Annotated in this window: 20 protein-coding genes; 10 read left to right on the top strand and 10 right to left on the bottom strand. The window is 61.4% G+C overall.

What is annotated here, in order from left to right; all coding sequences use genetic code 11:
- Positions 1-13 precede the first annotated feature (13 nt).
- Positions 14-2,806, top strand: a complete 2,793-nt coding sequence (locus tag V4529_05360; GenBank protein ID MES2357753.1) for a hypothetical protein — start codon at positions 14-16, stop codon at positions 2,804-2,806.
- A 334-nt stretch (positions 2,807-3,140) separates the two neighbouring features.
- On the opposite strand, the gene V4529_05365 is transcribed toward V4529_05360, so the two are convergent.
- The 4 genes from V4529_05365 to V4529_05380 form a co-directional block, all read right to left on the bottom strand.
- The gene (locus V4529_05365; protein ID MES2357754.1) at positions 3,141-5,159 is read right to left on the bottom strand and encodes a M1 family metallopeptidase; all 2,019 of its coding nucleotides are present in this window, start codon (positions 5,157-5,159) and stop codon (positions 3,141-3,143) included.
- Positions 5,160-5,515: 356 nt separating this feature from the next.
- Entirely contained in the window at positions 5,516-6,064 is a 549-nt protein-coding gene (locus tag V4529_05370; protein ID MES2357755.1) for a DUF411 domain-containing protein, read from the bottom strand.
- Positions 6,065-6,174: 110 nt separating this feature from the next.
- Positions 6,175-6,456: an oxidative damage protection protein gene (locus tag V4529_05375; GenBank protein MES2357756.1), complete on the bottom strand. Its 282-nt coding sequence runs from the start codon at positions 6,454-6,456 to the stop codon at positions 6,175-6,177.
- A 37-nt stretch (positions 6,457-6,493) separates the two neighbouring features.
- A complete protein-coding gene (locus V4529_05380) occupies positions 6,494-7,282 on the bottom strand; it encodes a fatty acid desaturase (protein MES2357757.1) in 789 nt (262 codons plus the stop codon).
- A gap of 174 nt (positions 7,283-7,456) precedes the next feature.
- On the opposite strand from V4529_05380, the gene V4529_05385 reads away from it, so the two are divergent.
- The 6 genes from V4529_05385 (at position 7,457) to V4529_05410 (ending at position 12,737) form a co-directional block, all read left to right on the top strand.
- Positions 7,457-8,470 (top strand): aldo/keto reductase, encoded by a 1,014-nt coding sequence (locus V4529_05385; GenBank protein MES2357758.1) that lies wholly within the window; start codon positions 7,457-7,459, stop codon positions 8,468-8,470.
- A 14-nt stretch (positions 8,471-8,484) separates the two neighbouring features.
- On the top strand, positions 8,485-9,567 hold the full coding sequence (locus V4529_05390; GenBank protein MES2357759.1) for an FAD-dependent oxidoreductase: 1,083 nt from the start codon (positions 8,485-8,487) through the stop codon (positions 9,565-9,567).
- A 175-nt stretch (positions 9,568-9,742) separates the two neighbouring features.
- Entirely contained in the window at positions 9,743-10,138 is a 396-nt protein-coding gene (locus V4529_05395; GenBank protein MES2357760.1) for a DUF302 domain-containing protein, read from the top strand.
- Positions 10,139-10,923: 785 nt separating this feature from the next.
- Positions 10,924-11,259, top strand: coding sequence for a contact-dependent growth inhibition system immunity protein (locus V4529_05400; protein ID MES2357761.1), 336 nt, complete (start codon positions 10,924-10,926; stop codon positions 11,257-11,259).
- A gap of 67 nt (positions 11,260-11,326) precedes the next feature.
- Entirely contained in the window at positions 11,327-11,668 is a 342-nt protein-coding gene (locus V4529_05405; GenBank protein MES2357762.1) for a TraR/DksA C4-type zinc finger protein, read from the top strand.
- A gap of 217 nt (positions 11,669-11,885) precedes the next feature.
- Entirely contained in the window at positions 11,886-12,737 is an 852-nt protein-coding gene (locus V4529_05410) for an MBL fold metallo-hydrolase (protein MES2357763.1), read from the top strand.
- A gap of 327 nt (positions 12,738-13,064) precedes the next feature.
- Here the strand turns inward: V4529_05410 and V4529_05415 are convergent, their stop codons facing one another.
- Positions 13,065-13,859 (bottom strand): hypothetical protein, encoded by a 795-nt coding sequence (locus tag V4529_05415; protein MES2357764.1) that lies wholly within the window; start codon positions 13,857-13,859, stop codon positions 13,065-13,067.
- 147 nt (positions 13,860-14,006) lie between these two features.
- Between V4529_05415 and V4529_05420 the strand changes: the two genes are divergently transcribed.
- A complete protein-coding gene (locus V4529_05420) occupies positions 14,007-14,477 on the top strand; it encodes a hypothetical protein (GenBank protein ID MES2357765.1) in 471 nt (156 codons plus the stop codon).
- 172 nt (positions 14,478-14,649) lie between these two features.
- Here V4529_05420 and V4529_05425 read toward each other — a convergent pair whose 3' ends face one another.
- Genes V4529_05425 through V4529_05440 form a run of 4 tightly spaced genes read right to left on the bottom strand, consistent with a single transcriptional unit; the run spans position 14,650 to position 18,969 of the window.
- The gene (locus V4529_05425; protein ID MES2357766.1) at positions 14,650-15,450 is read right to left on the bottom strand and encodes an alpha/beta fold hydrolase; all 801 of its coding nucleotides are present in this window, start codon (positions 15,448-15,450) and stop codon (positions 14,650-14,652) included.
- Between the two features lie 33 nt (positions 15,451-15,483).
- A complete protein-coding gene (locus V4529_05430; protein MES2357767.1) occupies positions 15,484-16,209 on the bottom strand; it encodes a Crp/Fnr family transcriptional regulator in 726 nt (241 codons plus the stop codon).
- Positions 16,210-16,213: 4 nt separating this feature from the next.
- Positions 16,214-18,367, bottom strand: a complete 2,154-nt coding sequence (locus tag V4529_05435; protein MES2357768.1) for a M28 family metallopeptidase — start codon at positions 18,365-18,367, stop codon at positions 16,214-16,216.
- Positions 18,367-18,969, bottom strand: a complete 603-nt coding sequence (locus V4529_05440) for a hypothetical protein (protein MES2357769.1) — start codon at positions 18,967-18,969, stop codon at positions 18,367-18,369. The genes V4529_05435 and V4529_05440 overlap by 1 nt, the downstream gene beginning before the upstream one ends.
- A 253-nt stretch (positions 18,970-19,222) precedes the next feature.
- Here V4529_05440 and V4529_05445 point away from each other — a divergent pair, with 253 nt between their 5' ends.
- Together V4529_05445 and V4529_05450 are read left to right on the top strand one after the other, a co-directional pair.
- Positions 19,223-20,158, top strand: coding sequence for a patatin-like phospholipase family protein (locus V4529_05445; protein ID MES2357770.1), 936 nt, complete (start codon positions 19,223-19,225; stop codon positions 20,156-20,158).
- A 317-nt stretch (positions 20,159-20,475) separates the two neighbouring features.
- The gene (locus V4529_05450; GenBank protein ID MES2357771.1) at positions 20,476-21,033 is read left to right on the top strand and encodes an AIM24 family protein; all 558 of its coding nucleotides are present in this window, start codon (positions 20,476-20,478) and stop codon (positions 21,031-21,033) included.
- A gap of 51 nt (positions 21,034-21,084) precedes the next feature.
- On the opposite strand, the gene pgm is transcribed toward V4529_05450, so the two are convergent.
- The gene (gene pgm, locus V4529_05455; protein ID MES2357772.1) at positions 21,085-22,734 is read right to left on the bottom strand and encodes a phosphoglucomutase (alpha-D-glucose-1,6-bisphosphate-dependent); all 1,650 of its coding nucleotides are present in this window, start codon (positions 22,732-22,734) and stop codon (positions 21,085-21,087) included.
- Positions 22,735-22,795 lie beyond the last annotated feature (61 nt).

Here is a 22,795-nt window from a genome sequence, read left to right on the forward strand (position 1 = left end):
CTCACGCACTACAATGAACCGTAAGACGCTCGCACCGACAGTCATCGCTGCACTCGCATCTGTGATGTTCATCAGCCTCCCGCTCGCCGCGCAGGTCGTTCGACAGCCAGTGAAAAAGGCGCGAGGAGATACGGTACTCCGGCAACCGTCACCAACGGGGAATGACACGAGCCGAGCGCGACAGGATACAGCCGCTGGCAAGGTGCCCATAGGCGATTCGCTTACGCGCTTCATCGACAAGTTTTCATTTCGAAATCTCGGGCCCGCTGCATACAGCGGGCGCGTGACGGCGATCGCGGTGCCAAAGCCATTTCGCAAGACGATCTACATAGGCTCCGCCGGCGGCGGCGTGTGGAAGACATCCAACGCCGGTATAACGTGGCACTCCATCTCCGACTCACTCGGCAACGGATCGATTGGCGACATTGCCATCGCACCGTCCGACAGCAACGTCATCTGGGTCGGCACAGGTGAGAAGAATTCATCGCGCTCCACGCTGTGGGGCAACGGCGTGCACAAGTCCACCAACGGCGGCCGCAAGTGGCAACACATGGGCCTCACGGACACGCGATCGATCGCGAAGATCGTCATCAGTCCGACCGATCCGAATACAGTGTACGTCGCTGCACTCGGACACCTGTGGGGGCCGAACGCCGAGCGCGGAGTCTTCAAGACGACGAACGGCGGCACGTCGTGGAGCAAGGTTCTGTTCGTCGACGACACCACGGGCGCAGTCGATCTCGCAATGGATCCATCCAATCCCGAGGTGCTCTATGCAGCGATGTGGCACCGGATACGTGAAGGCGGGTCGCACATGCAGGGAGTTGGCGCGGGAAGCGGGATCTACAAGACGGTGGATGGTGGACGCACATGGACGAAACTCACCGATCCAGCACGCGCCAACGGATTGCCAACCGGCGACATCGGTCGCGTCAGCATTTCGATATCCGCGAAGCACCCGTCGACAGTATACGCGATGATCGCCGTGGATCGTGGCGTCACCAACACGTCTGCGGCACCATTCGGTGGAGTTTTCAAATCCGACGATGCCGGCGCGCACTGGACACACGTCAACGACCTGGCAGCAAATCCACATTACTACTACGACGAAATAGTCACCGACCCGACCAACGACAGCCACGTGTACATGCTCGCGTCGCCGCTGATGGTTTCAAAGGACGGCGGCCATTCATTCGAGAATGATTCACTGTACAACGTTCACGTCGACAACCACGCACTCTGGATCGATCCTGCCGACAGCGCCCACATGATACTCGGCAACGATGGCGGTGTGTACACCACGTTCGACGGCGGGAAGGCGTGGGAGCACGCCGAGATTCCCATCGGCCAGTTCTACACCGTCGCTATCGACAGCACGTCCAAGCCGTATCGCATCTGCGGGGGCCTGCAGGACAACGGTGTCTGGTGTGGACCGAGCAGTACGCGTGACACGATCGGAGTTACCGACGCTGACTGGTACAGCGTCAATGGCGGCGATGGAATGTGGGTGCAGATATCGCGCACCAACCCCAACATCATCTACTCGGAATCACAATTCGGCAGCATGTCGCGTCTCGACATGCGCACATGGAAGCGCGATCACATCCAGCCGATAGCGCTCGATGCGGGCGGCGACTCCGGCTATGGCTATACCTGGGGCTGGACGACGCCACTTGCGCTGTCGCAGCACGACACCGCGACGTTGTACGCAGGCGGAAACCATCTCTTCCGCATCCACGATCACGGCGACAAGAGCGTTGATTGGGAAGTGGTCGGTCCCGACATGACGCGGGCCACTCGCGAACATCCCGAGGGTGAAGGACCAAACACGTCATACCACGCGTTGTTCTCGATCGCCGAGAGCCCGCGCACGCGCGACGTGATATGGACGGGCAGCGATGATGGACTGGTCTGGCTGACACGCGATTACGGCAAGACATGGACGAACGTCACCGCAAACTTTCCGGCGAAGGCGCCGACACGCTGTTTCGTATCGACGATCGCCGCCAGCCATTTCGCGGAAGGTACTGCGTACATGACGTACGACTGTCACAGTCGCGACGACTACGCACCGCATGTGTACAAAACCACGAACTTTGGAAAGAGCTGGAGCTCGATTTCGACCGGTCTGCCTACCGACGCTGGCAGTCTCACCGTGTTCGAGGACCCGTACAACGCGCAACTGTTGTTGGTCGGGACCGAGATCGGTGTCTACGTATCCATCGATGGTGGAGCGAAGTGGCGGAAATTCGGTCATGGGCTACCGCCGGTATCCGCGGACAAGCTCGCGATGTCATACGATCAGCGCGATCTCGTGGTCGGCACGCACGGCCGCGGAATCTGGGTGGTGAACGTCGGTCCGCTCGAGGAGATGACGGACACGTTGCTGCGCGAACGCGCGCACCTGTTTCGCGTTTCGCCAGCGCTTCAATTCCGCTACACTGATACGTATCCATCCTTCGGAAGCCGCCCGTTCGTCGCAAAGAATCCACCGCGTGGCGCGATCATTTCCTACTATCTGCGTGACGCGCTCACAGGTCCGGTGGACGTGTACATCCTTACCGCGAAGGGCGACACGGTGCGCAAGTTGAGCGGGCCGGGTTACGCCGGCCTCAATCAGGCTACATGGGATCTCACGAGCAGCAAGCCGCGTCCGCGCGCGCTTGGGGATCCGACGTCACCCGCGGATCTCAAGCGCGTCGAGCCTGGTGACTACGTCGTCACGATGAAGGTTGCGGGTAAGACGTTCAGGCAGGAGATCCGGGTGGAGGCGCGGCCGGACGATCTGGTGCGACCACCGCGGTAGCGTTTTACCGGGGTGGTCGCAAAATGGATCCGGGGTTCATGCGGGTTCGGTTGCGCGTAAATGGATCGGATGCGTTGCGTGGTGAATCGACGACGTGGTCGTCCGATTCCGATTGCGCGTAAACGGGTTAGGCGTGTGGCGTGGTGAATCGACGACGTGGTCATCCGATTCCGATTGCGCCTGACGGGGCCAGGCGCGGATACATCCGCGCCCTACGCAGGCGTACCAATTCGGCGCGTGGAGGGAATCGTTGCGAACGCAGGCGTACCGAATCGGCGCGTGGGTGGAATCGTTGCGAACGTGGGATCACCAATTCGGCGCGTGCGACGCGTCGTTATCGCGGCCATACGTTGTCGCTGGGATTACGATCCGGGAACCTGCGGCCGGGATCCAGCGTTATCGATTCTATCTTGCGTCCGCCGAAGTCCAGCACTGCGTTGTAGGTTCTGCTGCCATTGAACCAGACGTCAACGGGCCACGTAACTATTGCTGTGTTCGCATCTGTCATCCGCGCGTTCTTCATTGTGCGGATCGCTGGGCCGGTTGTGGCGAACTTGACTTTGAGAACCACTGGCGATGGCATTCCGCCGTCCTGACGAACTACAACCGTCGTTCGCGCACCGGTCGTCTTCACGCTCGCAATCGAGCCGTCAACCGCTTCGTCGGTGAACAGCCAGTAGTACCAGAACCAGCTGAGATCCTTGTGCAGCGCGTTGTCCATGAACAGCGCGTAATCCCATGGCGTTGGATGCTTGAAGCGCCATGCTTTCGCGTAACCACTCATCGCATTCCAGACCGCGGTATCGCCGACGATGCCGCCGAGCATCGACAGCATTAGCGGCGCCTTGCCGTAGGCCTGGAAGGAATACATCGGGCCGCCGTAGTTCGCGTCCGACATCAGCGGGTGCTCACGCTCATCACCACTCGTGCGGCCGTATGACTGTCCCAGGCTGTCGACGTTTGGAGTCTGACCGAGTCGATCGAAACGCGAGAGACGATTCATGTACTGATTGAATCCTTCGTCCATGAAGCCGTACCACGTCTCGTTGGTGCCGACCATCATCGGCCACCACTGATGACCCGTTTCGTGATCCGACGCGCCAGCGCTCGACATGATGAACATTGGATATTCCATTCCGCCTTCGGGACCGTCCACCATCGTGAGCAACGGATAGGTGTACGGCATCCACAACTTGGAATAGAACTCGAGCGCGTGACGCGCCGTTGGGCCAGCGGTGACGTACTTCTGCGTGTTACCTGGCTCGTAGAAGATGTTGATCGGGATGACACCCTTCCCCGGAATCGTCGCGCGCGTAGCATCCCAGACGAAACGGTCCGACGTTCCCCATGCGACGTCGCCAACGCTGTCAGCGACGAAGTGCCAGACGAGTCTGTCGCCTGCAGCGGTCGACTTGCCGGGACCGCGCTCATCGGCGCTCACGATGTTGATCGTCGAGTCGGATTGCAGAACACGCGACAGCTTCTCGCGTGCGCTCGCGGTGAGCACCTGCTCAGGGTTCTGTAGCACACCGGTCGATCCGACGAGCCAGCCTGCGGGCATGTCGAGCTTCACATCGAAATGGCCGTAGTTGTTGTAGAACTCGGACGGTCCGAGGTACGGATCGGTGTCCCAACCGCGAAGATCGTCGAACACTGCTACGCGCGGATACCACTGACCGACCTGATACAGCGAGTCACCCCACGCTCCCATGCGCAATCCGCGAACACCCAGCGACTGCGGAACGCGAAAGTGCCACTCGGCTTCGATCGTACTCGTACCCTTCGCAGGGATCGGCGCGGGAAGCTTGATCGTTGCAACGGTCTGAGTGATGCCGATCGCTTCTGGATGCGTGATCGGCGGAGCCGGCCGGCCGCGCGGGCTTCGTCCTGCAGAGTTGCTTCTGTCGCTGAGATCGACGTTCGCGCCATCGACGGTCAGCTTCGTCACGACCATGCCGTCTGTGATCTCCGGGACCGTTTCGGCGCGCGGTACGTTTGCGCGATAGATGTTCTGATCCAGTCGCAGCACTATCTCGTGCATCGCCGAATCGCTGTTGTTGTGGATCATGACGCGCTCGCTGCCGCTCACTGTCGATGTCGGAGCGTCAAAGCGCGCATTGATGGTGTAGTCGTTCCACAGCTGCCAGTAATTACGCCCCGGACGTCCTGTCGAATCGCGCGTCCCGGCTTCCCACGCTCGGCGGATCATGTTGGTGAGCGGAATGTCTCGTCGTATCGCCCGCGGCGCGTTGGTCGGCGTGTACGGAAGCACGGGCGCGGACTGCTGCGCAGAAATCGGCAACGCGACTGCGCTGGAAAGCAGCGCGAGCGCGGCAATGGATCGAACGGACATCGAGGCTCCTGGGCGGGACTTTAGCGACAGGGGCGGATGCATCCGCCCCCCACATGCGCCATCATCATAATACGGCTGCAATGGGATGGTGTTGAATCAGGGTTCGATATCGCGTAAATGGGCCAGGCGCGTGGTGCGGTGAATCGACGACGTGGTGGTAATCCGATTCCGATTGCGCCTGACGGGGCCAGGCGCGTGGTGCGGTGGATCGACGACGTGGTCATCCGATTCCGATTGCGCCTGACGGGGCCAGGCGCGGATACATCCGCGCCCTACGCAGGCGTACCAAATCGGCGCGTGGGAGGAATCATCGCCAATGCAGGCGTACCAATTCGGCGCGTGGGGAAAAACGTGCGTTAGCGCTGTGCGTAGGGGCGCGTTGTGCCGTCTCGCATCATCGCGAGCACTGTGTAGTGCTCCGGGGTTCCGCCTTCCATGCCGGGGGTGCCGGTCACCATGCCAGGGACTGTCAGTCCGACAACATCAGCCGGCTTGTCGGTGAGAAGCTTCTGCACCAGATCGGCTGGTACGTGTCCTTCGATCACGTACTTGCCGACTTCCGCGGTGTGGCATGACGCGGTGGCGTCGTTGATTCCGTGCGCGGTCTTGATCGAATCGAGCACTCGTGCCGGCTCGTCGATTGCCGTCACCTGGAATCCGTTATCGCGCATGTGCTGCACCCACGCCTTGCAGCATCCGCACTGGGCGTCCTTGTAAACGACGACCGGTGTGCCTGGTGTACCAGGTGCGAGCGTCGCCGCGGCGTGCGTGGCGAGTCCCTGGGTGGAAGCCTGCTGGCTTGCGGGAGGTATATCGGCCTTGCCGGAGGAGCAGCCGAGCGCGGCGATGATTGCTGCGAGGGCAATCGTGGCGTGGAACCGTGATGTGTTCGGGACGTTCGACATTGTGTGCGTTTCCTCCATCGTGCGTGGTGTAACGCGGCCAGGCGCGGATATCGACACATCCAAATCCGATCGCGCCTGACGGGGCCAGGCGCGGATACATCCGCGCCCTACTAATGGCTTATCGTGCCTAGCTTGCTGGTGTCGATCTGGCTCGACTCGCCGCGCTTGAACAGGAACGCTTCCATGTTGCGCGTGATGAACTGGCGAGCTTGCGGATCCATCACGTTGAGACCGTAGTGATTGATCAGCATCGTCTGCTGCTTGAGCCAGTCGCCCCAGCAGACCTGGCAGATCTCGCCGAGCGCGCGCGCGCCGATCGGGCCGGGGAATGGCGCGCGCTCGAAACCTTCGCGCGTCTGGCCGCAGCGCGTGCACGTTACTGTAGCTGGCATTCGTCTCTTCGGTGTCTCGGGTTATGCGAAGCGCGCGTTACGCGGCGTCACGCATCTCCGACGATTCATGCTCCCGCATTCCACGTGCGTACTTGATTTCGGCGAGGCGGAACATCGCGAGGATGCGGAGATACAGCGCACCGACGTCGAACTCGAACCAGCGCGCGGAAAAGATCGCACTGTGCGGATCTGCGTGGTGGTTGTTGTGCAGCTCCTCGCCGCCGAGCCAGATGCCGATGGGCGAGATGTTGCGGCTCTCGTCCTTGACGTCGAAGTTGCGATAGCCGACTGCGTGACCGACGCCGTTGATGATGCCAGCTGCCCAGAACGGAATCCAGATCATCTGAATGCCCCACACGAGCGGTCCGACGAAGAATCCAAAGAGCCAGATGTCGATGCCCAGCATCAGCAGGATGCCGACCCAGTTGAGCTTGGAGAATACGTGACGCTCGAGCCAGTCGGTGGGAGTGCCCTTGCCGTACTTCTCCAGCATGCCCGGCTGACGGACCGCCTTGCGGTAGTAGAACGCGCCCTTGAGCACGATGTTGCGGAGACCTTCCATCAGCGGCGAGTGCGGATCACCCTCGCGGTCCGCGAATGCGTGGTGCTTGCGGTGGCAGGCCACCCATTCCTTGGTGACGATCGCAGTCGACAGCCACAGCCAGATGCGCATCGGAAGCGCTGCCAGGTAGTGGAGCTTCACACCGCGGTGGGTCTGTGCGCGATGCAGGAAGATCGTCACGCAGACGTTGGTGAGGTGTCCAGCAATGATGATGAAAAGGACCGGCTTCCACCACGCGGTGGCAAGAGCTGCGAAATGGGGCATTATGGCGTCAATCTCCGTGATCTATAGCAGACCTGTAATCTATAAAGACGCGTGAATCGAGGTATCAGGCAAAAGCTTACCGAACGATTGTTCGAATAGTCATCGATCAGCCGAATGGATCAAAGTGACGCCGCCACTTGCGACGGCGCCACTCGGCCGGCATCATCCCGCGACATGCCGACAGCCGCCCATTCCGAATCTTCGCCGAACCCGCCATCCCTGCCGCTTTCAGCACTCGGGATCGGATCGGCACTGGGCGCGCCGACAGACGAGGAAGACGCGGCTTACGATCGCGCGCTGCGGCGGGCGATCGAACTGGGCGTGAATCACGTGGATACGGCGATCAACTATCGCTGTCAGCGATCCGAGCGGGTGATCGGGCGTGTGCTGCGCGACATCGGCAACAGCGATCGCGACGCGAGAATCTTCGTGGCGACCAAGGGCGGCTATCTGCCACTGGAAGCGCCGCCGCCCTCGAGCAAGCAGGAGTACCGTGCGTACATCGCGCGTGAATATCTCGATACGGGAATCATCGGCGCTGACGAGCTGGTTGCGGGCGGGCACTGCATCGCTCCGGCATTCCTGCGCAATCAGGTGGAACGCAGTATCGCGAACCTCGGCGTCGATTCAATCGACATCTACTACATACACAATCCGGAGCAGCAGCTCGACGCCGTGACGCGCGGCGAGTTCGACAACCGGATTCACGATGCGTTCGCGGAGCTGGAGCGTTGCGTGAACGACGGATTGATACAGTCATATGGCTGCGCGACATGGAATGGCCTTCGGGTTCCCGCGGACGCGCAGAATCACATATCCATCGAATCGCTGGTGTCGGCCGCGCGTGACGTGGCGGGCGACGATCATCACATGGTTGCCGTGCAGATGCCGGTGAATCTCGCGATGATGGAAGGAGTGCGCTCGCCGACGCAGATGGTGAATGGACATCAGCGGACCGCGCTCGAATCCGCGAGCGACATGGGAATCGCGATGATAGCGGTCGCGCCGCTCATGCAGGGGCGCCTGGCAACGGATCTACCACCGGCTGCACGCGAGGCATTCCCGGAAGCAAGGACGGATGCCGCGTGCGCGCTGTCATTCGTGCGCATGTTGCCGAATGTCGCCAGCATAGTTGTAGGAATGCGCGACGTGAGACACGTGGAGGAGAACGTGGAGCTCTTCACGTAGTGGTGTAAGGCACGATGCGAGTCGCGATCGTCGGTGGTGGGATCAACGGTGTGATGAGCGCATGGGCGCTCCGACGGCGCGGCCACGACGTCGTGCTGTTCGAGCGCGGCGTGCTGATGGGTGCGACGAGTGCGGCATCGAGCAAGCTGCTGCACGGTGGTCTGCGATACCTGGAGCAGGGCGACGTACGGCAGGTGTACGAGGGATTGCACGAGCGGCGCTGGTGGATGCAGCGCGCACCCATGCTCACGCGTCGGGTCGAGCTGTTCCTGCCACTATACAGCCACGCGCCGCACGGACGTGTCGCGCTCGCCGCGGGTCTCACAGCATACGATCTGCTTGCCGGCCGAGCGAGACTCGGGCGTCATAGATGGTGGAGTAGAGGACGCATGCCTGAGCGCGCGAGCGGCCTGAAGCGCGACGGACTGCGTGGTGCGTTCTCGTACTGGGATGCGCAGATGGACGACGCGGCGCTCGGCCGCTGGGCAGCTGACCGTGCGCTTGACGACGGCGTCGTGATTCATGAGAACACCGACGTCCTGCAAATCGCGCGCGATGGCGAGCTGCGTACGACGCGTGATGCTTCGCGATTCGACGTGATAGTGAACGTTGCGGGGCCATGGGCGCGTGCGTTGCTGGACGCGAGCGGAATTGCGTCGCACACGCGGCTGGATCTCGTGCGCGGATCTCACCTCATTGTGAACAGAGCGATCGAAGCCGGATTTGCGCTGAACCTTCCGTCGGACGGACGGCTCGTGTTTGCGTTACCGCATCACGGGCGGACGCTGGTGGGAACGACGGAAGTGCGTCAGACGCTCGACGAGCCAATTGCATGCAGCGTCGCCGAGCGTGAGTACTTGCTGGATGCGTACAATACGTTCTTCGTGAACGGGATTGATGATGCGGACATCGAGACAACCTTTGCGGGTGTGCGTCCGCTGGTGGACTTCGGAAAGTCGGCGCACGCGCAGCGGCGCGGGGAGACTATCGAAGTGGAAGGTCGCGTGGTGAGCGTGTTTGGTGGAAAGTGGACGACGTCGCGGTTGCTGGGGGAGCGGGTGGCAGATGCGGTGGGGAGATTGAAAGAGTCCAGTTGAGTACCCGCACCGGGGACCGTTCGCGAACAATGTGACGGAGGGCGACAACGTGTACGTGCAGAGAGGTGTGGCAATTGCTTCCTTTCCAGCATTAGTCGGGCTGGCAATGGCGACTTATGTGGGTTCGGCCCGACATTTCACAGACTCGCAGTTTAACAACAGCGCGGAGACGTCCATGACGCTCGATAAGGGTGATGGGATCGTCAACATCGCCAGCAATCATTCGGTAGATGAAACGGTAGAGAAACTCAAGGGGATTCTTCAAGCGAAGGGAGTCAAGCTGTTTGCTCTCGTCGACCATAGCGGCGAAGCGGAAAGAGCAGGGATGAAAATGCGGCCTACCAAACTTTTGATCTTCGGAAACCCCCAGGGTGGCACGCCTGTGATGTTAGCCGCTCCCAGCATAGCACTTGATCTCCCGCTCAAGATTCTGATCTGGGAAGATGCTCATGGGAAAGCCTGGGTTTCCTACAACAGCCCGGCATATTTGCAAAAGCGGCATGGCGTACCGCAGGAGTTGTTGCAGAACATCACAGTGGTGGAGACACTGGCAGCGAAGGCGGCGGAGTAGTTCAATTGCAATGCGCGCGACCATCGGAGAGCGTGCGGTGGAACGTCTCGCGTTTCTCGGTGTAAAACCCGTCGCAGTGCGATTCGCATCACTTCCGGGTCTCGCCACCCCCAATTCTTGACTTCCCCAGCCCCTCGGGCTACAGTACCACAGGGAGTCGCGTCCCGACCATCTACCACCAGACGTTTCCGGCGGTCCTCCGCCAATCGCTCTGATCGTGTAAGCCACCCTGCCTCGGCACGGTGCCAAGATATCGGACCACGCGACCTTTTTTGCTAACGGAGATCATCCAATGTCGACTTCAACTCAGCGCGCGGATCTCGATCCGACTTGCGGCACTGGCCGGTCCATGGCCTGCCGGCCGGTCGGCTTGCGCGCGCCCAAACGAGTCGATCTGAGATGGATGATGCGCCGGAGCACGAGTTGCAGCCGAGTGTCGGCCATGCGACCGCGCACATCTCCCAATAGCAGGACGGGCAGCCAGGAGTACCGCTACAGCGGTTGATCCGGCTCACAGTCAGAGGCGAGCTTCACCGCTCGCCAACTCGACACCCCGCCTGCGCTTTTCCAGCCTGGCGGGGTGTTTTTCGTTTTTAGCATGCGTACACGACGCACGCTCTACGGATGCTTCACGCGGCACCACGCACTTGCTCGAATCACGCAGGAGGCAAGGATGAAGGCACTATGGACCAAATTCGCAATCCCGGTCTGCACGCCACCAGCGATCTCCGAACGCAACACGCAACGTCTGGCGCACCGAAAGGAGGAGGAATCGGAAACCATCAATGGCAACGCAATTAGAAGAAGCGAAAGCGGTAACCGTCAGAGAAATGAAACAGTGCATTGAAAACGACGCGGATCTGCTGAAGGCACTGCACCACCACGCGGATCTGCACGAAGTAGTGCCGATGGTGCTGGATGTGATCGAACGTGATCCACTTGCATCGGCTGGAAGCTTTCGCGGTGATCTGCTGCGGGCGCTGATCGAGCTGCCGGCAACGTTCTGGCACGACGATCCGGCGTCGTTCCAGCGCTACAAGGCGGCGGTTCGCGCAGGTGCCATCGCGCGACTGGCGCTGCCACGCGCGGAGCGGATGGCGTTCTGGACGAACGCGGAGTAAGGGCAGGCCCCTGGGCCTGCCCGTTGTCGAGGCATCACTGCCATTCACCAGATACAGGAGGACCGAAATGAGATCGACCGGAGCAATATCGAGTGCACAACTGCGCGAGCTGGAGGCGGACATCCGCTCGGAGCTGGCACGCATCGAGCGATCGCTCGCGCGCGACGCGCAGGAGGAGGCACTCCTCGCGGACAGCTCGTCGCTTCGTGTCGCTTCCGGCACGGCGAGCGACGGTGGCCTCACGGTCACGCTCACCGGCCGCGTCCATGCTCGGCATGCAGAGCTCACCGAGGCACTGAGGCGCATCGAGGACGGCAGGTATGGTGTCTGCGGCCACTGCGGGGAGGGAATCGCATATGGACGCCTGCTCGTCGTCCCCGAAGCGACCAACTGCCTGGAGTGCCGATAAATGGGCGGCTCCGAGCGGAAGCGTCTCGTCATGTGGCGTCGCTTAATGTTGATGCATGCAGCCGCCAGAGGACAGAAGGGCTCAGTCACAGATGCCGACACACAAAAGCACCCGCGGGAAATTCCTGAACCCGTGGCCACACACGCCTCCTCACGGACTGCGTGATGTACTGAAATGGGTCCGGGATCGCCGCAGAACCAGGCGCCCGGACCCGCCGATGTCGATCTTTCCCCGCGCAACTCCGGCATTTCCCGCACGTGCATCGACTGACGAAGTCGTCGTCACGTGGATAGGCCACTCGAGCTTTCTGCTCCAGATCGGGTCCGTGAACATCCTGCTGGATCCGATCTGGAGCAAGCGCGCGTCACCGGTGAGCTTCGCCGGCCCCAAGCGCGCAACGGCACCTGGCGTGAGCTTCGATTCGCTGCCGCCGATCGATCTGGTGCTTCTTTCACACGACCACTACGACCATCTCGACGTCGCAACGATCCGGCGCATAGGCGCGCAGCATCCGCACGCGCAATTCATCGCGCCCATCGGCGTCGGCGCCTGGCTCCGTGCTCGCGGTGCACGGGTCGTGGCGGAGCTGGACTGGTGGCAGAGCGCGCACTTGCACAATCTCGACATCACCTGCACACCGGCACAACATTTTTCCGGCAGACGCCCGAACAACCGGGACTCGACGCTCTGGTGCGGCTGGACAATCCGTGCGGGCCATCGCGCTGTCTTCTTCGCCGGTGACACAGGACGGCATCCGGAGTTCGGCGAGATCACGCGACGACTCGGCCCGTTCGAGGCTGCTTTCATTCCGATCGGCGCTTACGATCCGCGCTGGTTCATGCAGCCGGTGCACATGGCGCCGGATGAGGCCGTATCGGCTTATGTCGATGTGGTCGCTGAGAACTCGGGACAGGCATGCAGGTTCATCGCGATGCACTGGGGGACCTTCAAGCTCACGGATGAGCCGCTGGATGAGCCACCGGCGCTTACACGCGTGGAGTGGGAAAAGGCGGGGCTGGAGCCGGAGATGTTATGGGTGATGGCGCACGGTGAGACGCGCAGGGTGTAGGTGCGGCCAACGCGGTGGTCATCCGATTTCGATTGCGCGTAAATGGGCCGGGCGTATGGTGCGGTGAATCGACGTGGTGGTCATCCGATTTCGATTGCGCCGGACGGGGCCAGGCGTGTGGTGCGGTGAATCGACGTGGTGGTCATCCGATTTCGATTGCGCCGGACGGGGCCAGGCGTGTGGTGCGGTGAATCGACGACGTGGTCATCCGATTCCGATCGCGCGTAACGGGGCCAGGCGCGGAAGAATCCGCGCCCTACGCAGGCGTACCAATTCGGCGCGTGGGGGAGGGGACCCAGGCGTGCCATCCACGACGCCTGCGTAGGGTTACGCACGCCCCCGGATCACGGATACGGGGGTCACTATCAGGTGCAGGTTGTGGTTGATCCGCACGCCCGTGATTCCGTTCAGCGGTATGTCCTTTCCGGTGATGGTGGTGATCGGGACGCCGTTCACGCTGACGTTCGCCGTCTTGCCGCTGACGTCGATCCTGATTCCGTAGAGTCCCTTGCCTGATGCATCCTGCACGGGGATCGACGGGTGCGCGGTCCAGTCTGTTACGGTGCGGGTGTTCGCGCCGTCGCGGACCTTCACCATGTACTTGCCGTCGCCTCGCACTATGAAATACGTGTACCTGACGGTCGGCGCGCCGAGGTTGGACGCACCGACGAAGACGCCGAATGCTTCAGGATGTGACGGGGCCTCCAGCTGCTCGAAGGTGGCGGAGACGGTGTACTTGTTGGCTGCGGTGTCCTTTGGTGAGTACAGGATGTGGGCGGGTCCCGTCTTCACTTCCCAGCGGCCGGGCTCCTTTTCCGAGTACGACGCATCGGAGCTCTTCGCGTTCGCGTTGTCGAACTGCGCGAGGTATCCGGTTGGCAGGCGGGCGCCGTTCGCAGTGTGGTCGGTGTCGGCAGCAGGCGGTTGCGCGGCGGTCGCGGTGATTGTGCCGGCGACCGGGGCGGAACTGGAGGACGATGTATCGCTCTTGTTGCACCCGGCGACCAAGGCGACAGCGCCCAATGCGACCGCTGCGAACATCGATGCGCCCGGTGTGAACTTGCCGGTGAATCGCCGAACAGACTGCGAGATTCCGCGCGTTGGATGATGATGAGATGGCATTCGTTGGGATGAATCGGCGTGAATTTCGAATTGTCGCACGGAAAGATATGCACGGATTGCACGAAAAACTCTTGCGCGTTATACATTTGTGCGCGATTCTTGCTTGGATTCACGTGAGCTGATTCAACCAACGTTCCGGAGTAGAGCATGGCAACTAAGAAATCGTCCCGTAAGAGCTCGAGCCGCACTTCCGGTTCACGCACCGGCGCAAAGCGCGGTTCAAAGTCGAAGGCCAAGAAGGGCACGCGCAAGACCGTTGCTCGGAAGGCAGCGTCCCGCAAGGGCGGTGCACGCAAGACCACTCGTAAAACCACCCGCAAGGCTGCGACCCGCAAGAGCACCAGAAAGGCCGGCGCGCGCAAGACCGGAGGACGCAAGGCAACCAGTAAGCGTGGCGCGACCAAGGCTGCCGCCAAGCGTGGCCCAGCGCGCAAGAAGAGTACGGCGCGCAAATCTTCCGCTGTCAAAAAGGCGCGGAAAAGCACCCGTAAGAGCACGCGCAAGCAGTCTCCGGTCACGCGTGTGAAGCGCGTTGCGGCTGGTATCGCCGAGCAGGTGACGCACGTTGCCGAAGGCGCTGCGACTGCGGTGAGCGATTTCGTGCAGGACAAGTTCTAGGGGGAATCCTTATTCCCGCGACAGCGGGTTCAGAGAACCGTCATTCCCGCGAAAGCGGGAATCCAAGTTCTCGATCTCTGGATGCGATGACAGCAGAAAGTGGGTCGGCAGCAGATGGATTCCCGCTTCCGCGGGAATGACGAGGAGATCCGGGTAGCTGGTCCAACCCCAGCTATTCCGGGCGCCCTGGCTGGGGCGAGGTTCCGGGACCAGTCCCCAGCCAGGCGCGCACTTCTTCGAACACGCGCTCGCGGCCGTAGTCCACGGTTATCACATGTCCGCCCTCGTGCGTGAGAACCAGCTTCTTTGATTCCGTCCTCAGCTCTGCGAATGCCTGCCGCGCACTCTGCGCGGAGATCCGATTGTCGGTTTCGGACTGAATCAACAACGTCGGTGCGGTAATCTCCGGCAACGCGCGGCGCGCCTTGTTGACCAGCAGCGCGAGCTCGTGGATCGATTTCCCGGTCACCGACCCGTAAGCGAGATTCGCCTCGCGCTCGGCGGGGTCCAGGATCGAGCGTGTAGTTCGCGAGTGAATGGGCCCGACCACGTTGCTCCACAATCCAGATGTGGCGGAGAGCCAGCGCAGTCGCTTAGGCATTCTGAGATACGGCGCGATCAGTACGAGCGAAGGTAGATCGCGCAGCTCGGCGGCCAGTATCGTGGCGATCGATCCACCCATCGAGAGGCCGCCGACGGCGGTCCACCTGTGACGGGCGCGCATGGCGAACAGCTCGGCGCGCGCGCTGTCGAGCCACTCGATGTGGGACGACGCGTCCATCGCGCTGATGTTGCGGCCATGGCCCGGGAGCAGGGGGACGCGAACGTCGAACGCCCGCTCGTGAAGGTACCGGGCGAGGTATGCCAACGTTTGAGGTGTGTCGCCGAAACCGTGCAGGAGAAGAATCCCCCGCTCGTTGCCGGCGCGCAGGTCAAGCTGACCTGCGCCTTGAATTATGTCTGCTATCGGAATCGATGGGAATGCGAGCCGCTACCGCTCGGTGCTCTACGCTCGGGCCGATTCCCTGGTCATTGGCAGGGGAGTCTGCTCGTCGTACCGCGAAGCGTGATGGCGGGATGCCAACTGCCGCGTATCAATAACAAAGCACGAGCCAGCGCGCGACGCTACCCCACCGTTCACCATGCGGCTCAATGCCAGCGCGATGGATTCGCGGGTGGCGCCCACCATCTCACACAGCAGCCGGTGATGCGAGGGGTCCAGCTTGAGGGTGGCATCGTCCACCATGAAGCCGGTGTCCTCGCTCAGTCGCATGAGCACTGAGACGAGCCGATCCTCGACGTTGAGCGACGCGAGCTCCTGCAATCTCTCGAGCAGCGTACTGCGCTCGGCGAGGATCTGGCCGATCAGGGATATCGCGTGGGCGGGCTGCTCTCTCAGGAATGCGCGAAACTGCTCGCCCCCCAGGTGCAGCGTCTCGACTCCATCGGCGGCCCTGGCATCGGTTACGTAGCAACCGCGCGGAGCGAGTCCCTCGGCTCCGAAGGTCTCGCCCGGCATTGCTATCCCGCTCACGAAGCCACGTCCGCCCTTCATGGGGCTTCGCAGCACAACGTGGCCGTGCAACACGATGAAGACTCCGTCAGCGGCTGTACCACTCCGGTACACCTCGAATCCGCTGGGCCAGTGTGCTTTTGCGCCGAACTGGGACGCCGCGATTCGCTCGCTGAGCGACAGTCGCGGCGTCCGGCGCACCGATGCTACATCATCCATGACCTCACTGTGTTCGCAAGCTTCGCGCCGCCGAGTCGAGCAATCCTGCCGCCTTGATAAAACGCTGCGACAGGTCTGCTATCTCGCGTACAGATAACGCTTCATCTCCAGCCTTCACAGCCTCGTTGATGCTCGGCAATCCGATGTTCGCATAACCGTTGTCGTTGTCGGCTGCGTAGATCACGTTGCGGAACCATTCACGCTTGCTGACTGGCAGTCCGCCCGCGCGAACGAATGCGCGCTCGACCTGCATGAGCAGCTCATTTGCCTGCTTTCTCGATGCCGCCGATACGCCCTTTGCGAGCGCTGCATCACGCGTCTCGTTGAACTTGCTCGCGGCTGTCTCCATCACCGTAATCGATGAATCCAGCGCGCTGAGCGAGACGTTGGTCCAGTGCTTCTCGGCGATGTTCCTGGCCGCGGTCGCTGTGAGGCCGCGCATCGCGCGTGCGTATTCTACATAGTCGTATGGGATGATATCGGCGTCGGCGAGACGAGTGATGGCGACAGCGCCCATCACGCCCATGGTAGCGTGATACTTGTAGCCTGGATCGCCGAACTTGCTCATCCAGTGGTACGAATCGAACGCAGAGTGATACACGCCCATCGGTCCGCCGAATCCCCAATCGGCGATGGGAATGCCGAGGTGATTGTAAAAGCCGGCGAAGTCGGAGCCGCCGCCTGGATCGCCGATCACCGGCTGTGCGGTGTCGGATTTTATCCGATCGGAGATGCGCCACGCATCATATACCGACCCCTTTCCGGTCGGGCTTGCGACGACTTTCGTGACGTCGCGGAAGAAGGGACGCAGCGACGGCGATCCACTCGCGCCGAGGTCGGGACCAGTCGTGACTTCATCGAAGTTGATGTATGCAGTTCCGTCCTTGAAGAGACGGGCGGAATCCTGCTCGACGAATTCCGTGGAGCCCATCAATCCCCATTCTTCAGCGTCCCAGGACGCGAAGACGATTGTACGTTTCGGACGATAGCCCTGCTTCACGAGATCGCCGATGGTGCGCGCGGTCTCGAGAATACTGACGGTGCCGCTGATGTTGTCAGCAGCGCCGGGCCCCCATGCGTCGCGATGTCCGCCGATGATCACGAGCTGATCGGGGTATTCCGACCCTCGAATGGTGCCGAGCACGTCCCAGATGTCCTTGTACGGATGCGTCTGTGCGTCGGTGGTGACGACGACACGTGCGCGGACGGGTCCCGGTCCAACGTGATAACGGAACGGCAGGCCGCCCTGCCAGCCGCGCGGAAGCTCGCCACCACCGCGCACGTCGCGCAGCAGTTCAGCGGCGTTCTTGTACGACGCGGGGATCACGGGGATGCGTGGCAGGTTCGTCTGATCCAGCGGAATACGTTTCGCGCCTGGAACGCTCGCGTAATCGGGCGTGGTGGGATCGCCGTTGTCGTTGAAGACACTGCCACGCTGGACGCCGGTCCACGGACGCATCGGCCCTTCAGGATAGATATCGCCCCGCGTGAATCCGTCATCCGCAGGGTCGCTGTAGATGATCAGCGCTGCCGCTCCATGCTTCTCGGCTTCGCGTGCCTTGATTCCGCGGTAGGATCTTCCGTAGCGCGCAATGACGATCTTGCCCTTTACGGAAATTCCGAGCGAATCGAGCGTCGCGTAATCCTCGATCAGTCCATAGTTGACGTAGACCACCTCGCCCGTTGCGTCGCCAGCCGCGCCGTATCCATTGAACGTGAGCAGCTGCGGGTAGCTGAACGACGTCGTGTCCTCGGCGATCGGTCCTTCGGAGAGCGACAACTCAGCGGCGTCGGGCGACACTCTGTACAGGTGCACACTCGTCGGATGCGGCATGTAGATGCTGTATGTGCGCACCTCCGGGTCGATTCCATATTTCCTGAGCTCGCGCGCAAAGATGTCACGCGTTCTGGCCTGGGCTGGTGTGCCGGCCATATGCGGTTCCTTCGACAGTTCGCGTGACAGCGAATCAGCATTTGCAGGCGAGGCGAGCGTGGCGGCTTTCGCTTCGAGCTCGCGCTGATGTTGCGCGTTTGCCGAGGTGAAGCCGACAATCGACGTCTGCGTGTTCTGCGTACCTTGCGCCGACGCGAACGGTGCAACTGCAGATGCGCCGGCGAGTGACACTGCTATCGCAGCGGTGAGCCTTGAAATTGTCATTACTGTTCGTCCAGTTCTTCGAGTGCGTGTTGGATGGCGGCGCGAAGCTCCACTTCGGGATCATCCGCGCCGGATAGAGCGGCGGTAAGCTTGGTGAATTTCGTCATCATCTCCGACTCCACGAATCGCTCCGGGTTGTGAACGCCGAGCATGAGGAGCGATGATACAGCGAGCTCTCTGAGCAGCTTGAGCGTTTCGGGGGAAAGGGCTGACAGGGACTCCGGGATCGGAAGCGATACCGCGGGCTCGCGGCGGCGATTGGGAGCTTCGAACATCGCTGTCATCGGTGCCAGCGTCACTACGAAGGAGCCCTCGGTGTGATCCTCCCACTTCGTTATGATGTTGCGTCGCCGAAGGGATGGGAATAGCGCGAGGATGGTCTGTCGTACAACCGCTATTCCGCCCTCGCTTCCATTGCCGCGGCCGGTGATGATGAGCAGCTCGCCGGCGCGCTCGACCTGCTTGGTGCGGATCCAGCTGTCGGCGCGCGCGCGCGCCGCTTCGGCAGTCGGAAGCGACTCCCGGAGGTTAAGCGTTCTCAGAGGTCCGAACCGGATCTCGTCGAACGCTTTCTGAATGTGGCTCGGATAACCGCGTGGCATCTGTCGAGGCAACTTATCGGCGCATCCAGTCCGTCAACGTTGTGCCACGTTGAGGTCCGGTCTGGATGTACCGATCGATCGCCTGTTCTCCGCGTTCTGCGCACCCGGAGCTGATGCCGCGATCGACGCGGCCGCGGGAGCGGTGTTGACAACAGAATGCCTGCGCATCCGTAAAAGATACGAAAGGACACAGATTCCGGCACTTGACAGGGACTTACGCTCGGCATTTTCGCCACTTAATTAGACAACTCAAATGCCGCGTTTCCCGATCGCCGGACCATTTCCGGAGAGTGCCAGACCCGACGGCCTCCGCCACACCCCGCACACCGTCCTGGTGCTTGGCGGTGGTGCGATGCGCGGGATGGCACACATCGGAGTCATTCGTGCGCTGATCGAAGCGCGAGTCCAGGTCGACGCGATTGTCGGAACCAGCATCGGTGCGCTGATCGGCGCGCGCTGGGCCATGGGCGCCTCGATCGACGAGCTGGAAGCAGATGCGCTTGGCGTGACGGAGCAGGCGGTACTGAAGCGCAACATCAAGGCGTACATGATCGCCGGTCTTGCGCAGATATCCATCTATGATGGCGAACACTATCGCGATCTGATTCAGCGAATAATCGCGCCGGCGACGTTCGCGTCGCTGGTGCGTCCCATCCGCGTCAATGCGATGTCGTTGCGCAACGGCGACGAGCGCTGGTTCGGACATGGCGCGGAGTCGACGCTGAGTCTCGTCGATGCGGTGTACGCGTCGGGAGCGCTGCCTCTCGTCTTTCCGCCGCTCACGCTCGCTGATGGCGACCTGCTCGTGGACGGCGGATTGAAGACGATGGTCGGACTGGTTGAAGCAATCCGATGGGGCGCGCGCAGGATCATTGCGAGCGACGTGAGTGAGCTGATCGACGCGGAAGACACGACCTGGGAGCGACAGGGGTTAGTGGGAATTCACAGTCGCGTAGTTCAGATCCTCGCCGAGCCACAGCGAGCTGCGATTCAGGCCGAGCGCGACCACGTTCCGACGCTTCATATCCGGCCCGCGGTATATGACTGGCCATCGTTCACGTTCGGCGCTACGCGCGAGCTGATCGGTGCCGGGTACGACGCGGTGGCGGAGGCGCTGGAATCGGCGTCTGCGGCACGGTTTCACGCAGCGGCGCCGGTGGGTCCCGCCATTGCGGGGCGAAGGGTGTAGGGGTATTCGAACGGTTGTTCGATATGGGGGTGTCGGTGGCACTGCGGACATCCGAATTCGATTGCGCGTGACGGGGGCGGGGGCGGGGGCGCGTACCATTACGAAATCGACGCGGCGTTCATCCGAATCCGATTGTACGTAATGGGGCAGGCGCGGATATATTCGGCGGACATCAAAATTCGATTGCGCGTAACGGGGCCAGGCGCGGATGCATCCGCGCCCTACGCAGGACCACCAATTCGGCGCGTGGTTTGGCGTCGTCAGGCAGGACCACCAATTCGGCGCGTGGATGGTGGGGGTGCGGTGGTTCATCCGGCATGCCAATCTTCATGACGGAGGCAAAGGGGATGGGGCACATCGCGTTCAGTCGCGATGGTGCGGGACAGATAATTCCGCTGCATCTCACGCGCGGACAGGCAATCGACGTGCGTGAGCATCAGTTCCTGGCCGCAACCGATTCGGTCGATTTTACTTTCCAGCGTGTGAACGGAATCGGCAACATCCTCTTCGGACAGTCGGGGCTGTTCATCGACACGTTCGGTGCGCGAAACGGCGACGGGATCGTATGGCTGCACGGTTATGGCAACGTGTTCGAGGTAACGCTGCAGGCGGGCGAGCAGATCGACGTCGAACCGGGCGGCTGGATCTACAAGGATCCATCCGTGCGCATGGAGCTCGAAACGCAGAGCATAGCGACAGGATTCTTCGCGAGCGGGGGACAGATATTCTTCAATCGATTTACGGGACCCGGGCGCGTTGGTATCCAGTCGATGTACTACCATCCGTCTGTTGCGACGCCAGAGAGTAATACGCAAGCGGCGGTGGGCGGTGGAATACTCGGCGCGGTGATGCGCGGGGTGATGGATAATCGCTGACGCTACGAAACGACGTGAATGACTGGAGGCGCGGATAACATCCGCGCCTTTTTACTTGCCCGTTTTCAGTGCTGTCTGAATTATCGCCTGCGCCTCCGACTGCACGACTCGCAGGTGATCTCTCCCCTTGAAACTTTCTGCATACAACTTGTAGACGTCTTCGGTACCCGATGGACGGATAGCGAACCAGCTGCTGGCCGTACTAACTTTGATGCCGCCGATCGGATCCTTGCTCCCGGGTGCTGTCGTGATGACGCTCGTAATCTTCTCGCCCGCCAGCTCGCTGACAGTCACGTCGCCCGGCGCGAGCTTCGACAGTATCTGCTTCTGTTCCGGGGTCGCGGGTGAATCGATGCGCTCGTACACGGGATCACCAAATTCATGAGTGAGATCCTGATACAGCTGCCCGGGGTCCTTGCCTGTGACGGCAGTCATCTCGGCGGCGAGCAGTCCGGCGATGATTCCATCCTTGTCAGTGGTCCAGATCGTGCCATCACGCCGCAGGAACGATGCGCCGGCACTCTCCTCGCCTGCGAATCCGATAGTTCCATTCATGAGTCCATCCACGAACCACTTGAAGCCGACCGGTGTTTCCTTGAGCGGGCGGCCAAGTCGCGACGTGACGCGATCGATCATGCTGCTGCTCACCACCGTCTTGCCAACGCCTGCGGAAGGCGACCAGTCGGGGCGATGATCGAAGAGGTACGATATCGCAACTGCGAGATAGTTATTCGGATTCAGCAGGCCGACGCTCTTCGCGACGATGCCATGCCGGTCGTGGTCGGTGTCGCACGCCCACGCGACGTCGTAGCTGTCCTTGAGTCCGATCAACCGTTGCATTGCGTACGGCGACGAACAATCCATGCGGATCTTGCCGTCCCAGTCGACGGTCATGAACCTGAACGTCGGATCGACATCTTCGCTCACGACGGTAAGATCGATCCTGTACCGCTCGGCGATCATTCCCCAGTAAAAGACGCCGGCGCCGCCGAGTGGATCGACGCCGAGGTGAAGTTTGGCGGATCGAATCGCGTCGAAGTCGATTACTGCTCCGAGGTCGCCGATGTAGGCGTCCATGTAATCGTGCTTGTGCGTTGTTGCGGCACGAGTGGCGCGGTCGAAAGGGATGCGTACAACGCCCCTGAGGCCATCACCGAGCAGCTGGTTGGCGCGATTCTGGATCCAGCCCGTGACGTCGGTATCGGCCGGACCACCGTTGATGGGGTTGTACTTGAAGCCACCATCGTCGGGCGGATTGTGCGACGGAGTCACGACTATGCCGTCAGCCAATCCGCTGGTACGCCCGCGATTGTAGCTGAGGATCGCGTGCGAGACAACCGGAGTCGGGGTGTAACCGTCGCGGTCGTCGATCATCACGTTCACGTCATTCCCCGCGAGAACTTCGAGAGCAGACGCGAACGCAGATGCGGAGAGAGCATGTGTATCGATGCCAAGAAACAGGGGACCGTCGATCCCATGTTGTTTTCTGTATTCGCAGATTGCCTGCGTTATGGCGACGATGTGATCCTCGTTGAAGGCGTAATCGAAGGCGGACCCCCGATGACCGGACGTCCCGAACGACACGCGTTGCGCCGCAACTTTCGGATCGGGTACCAGCGAGTAATACGCAGTCATGAGCCGCGGTACGTTCACTAGAATGGACTGCGGTGCCGGCTTGCCGGCGAGTGGGCTGATGCTCATTAGCGATCCACGGTGAGGACACCCGTACGAGTACACGATTGGACGGGAATTTCGACATCAA

It is taken from the genome of Gemmatimonadota bacterium, assembly GCA_040388625.1.
Taxonomy (GTDB): Bacteria; Gemmatimonadota; Gemmatimonadetes; order Gemmatimonadales; family Gemmatimonadaceae; genus Fen-1247.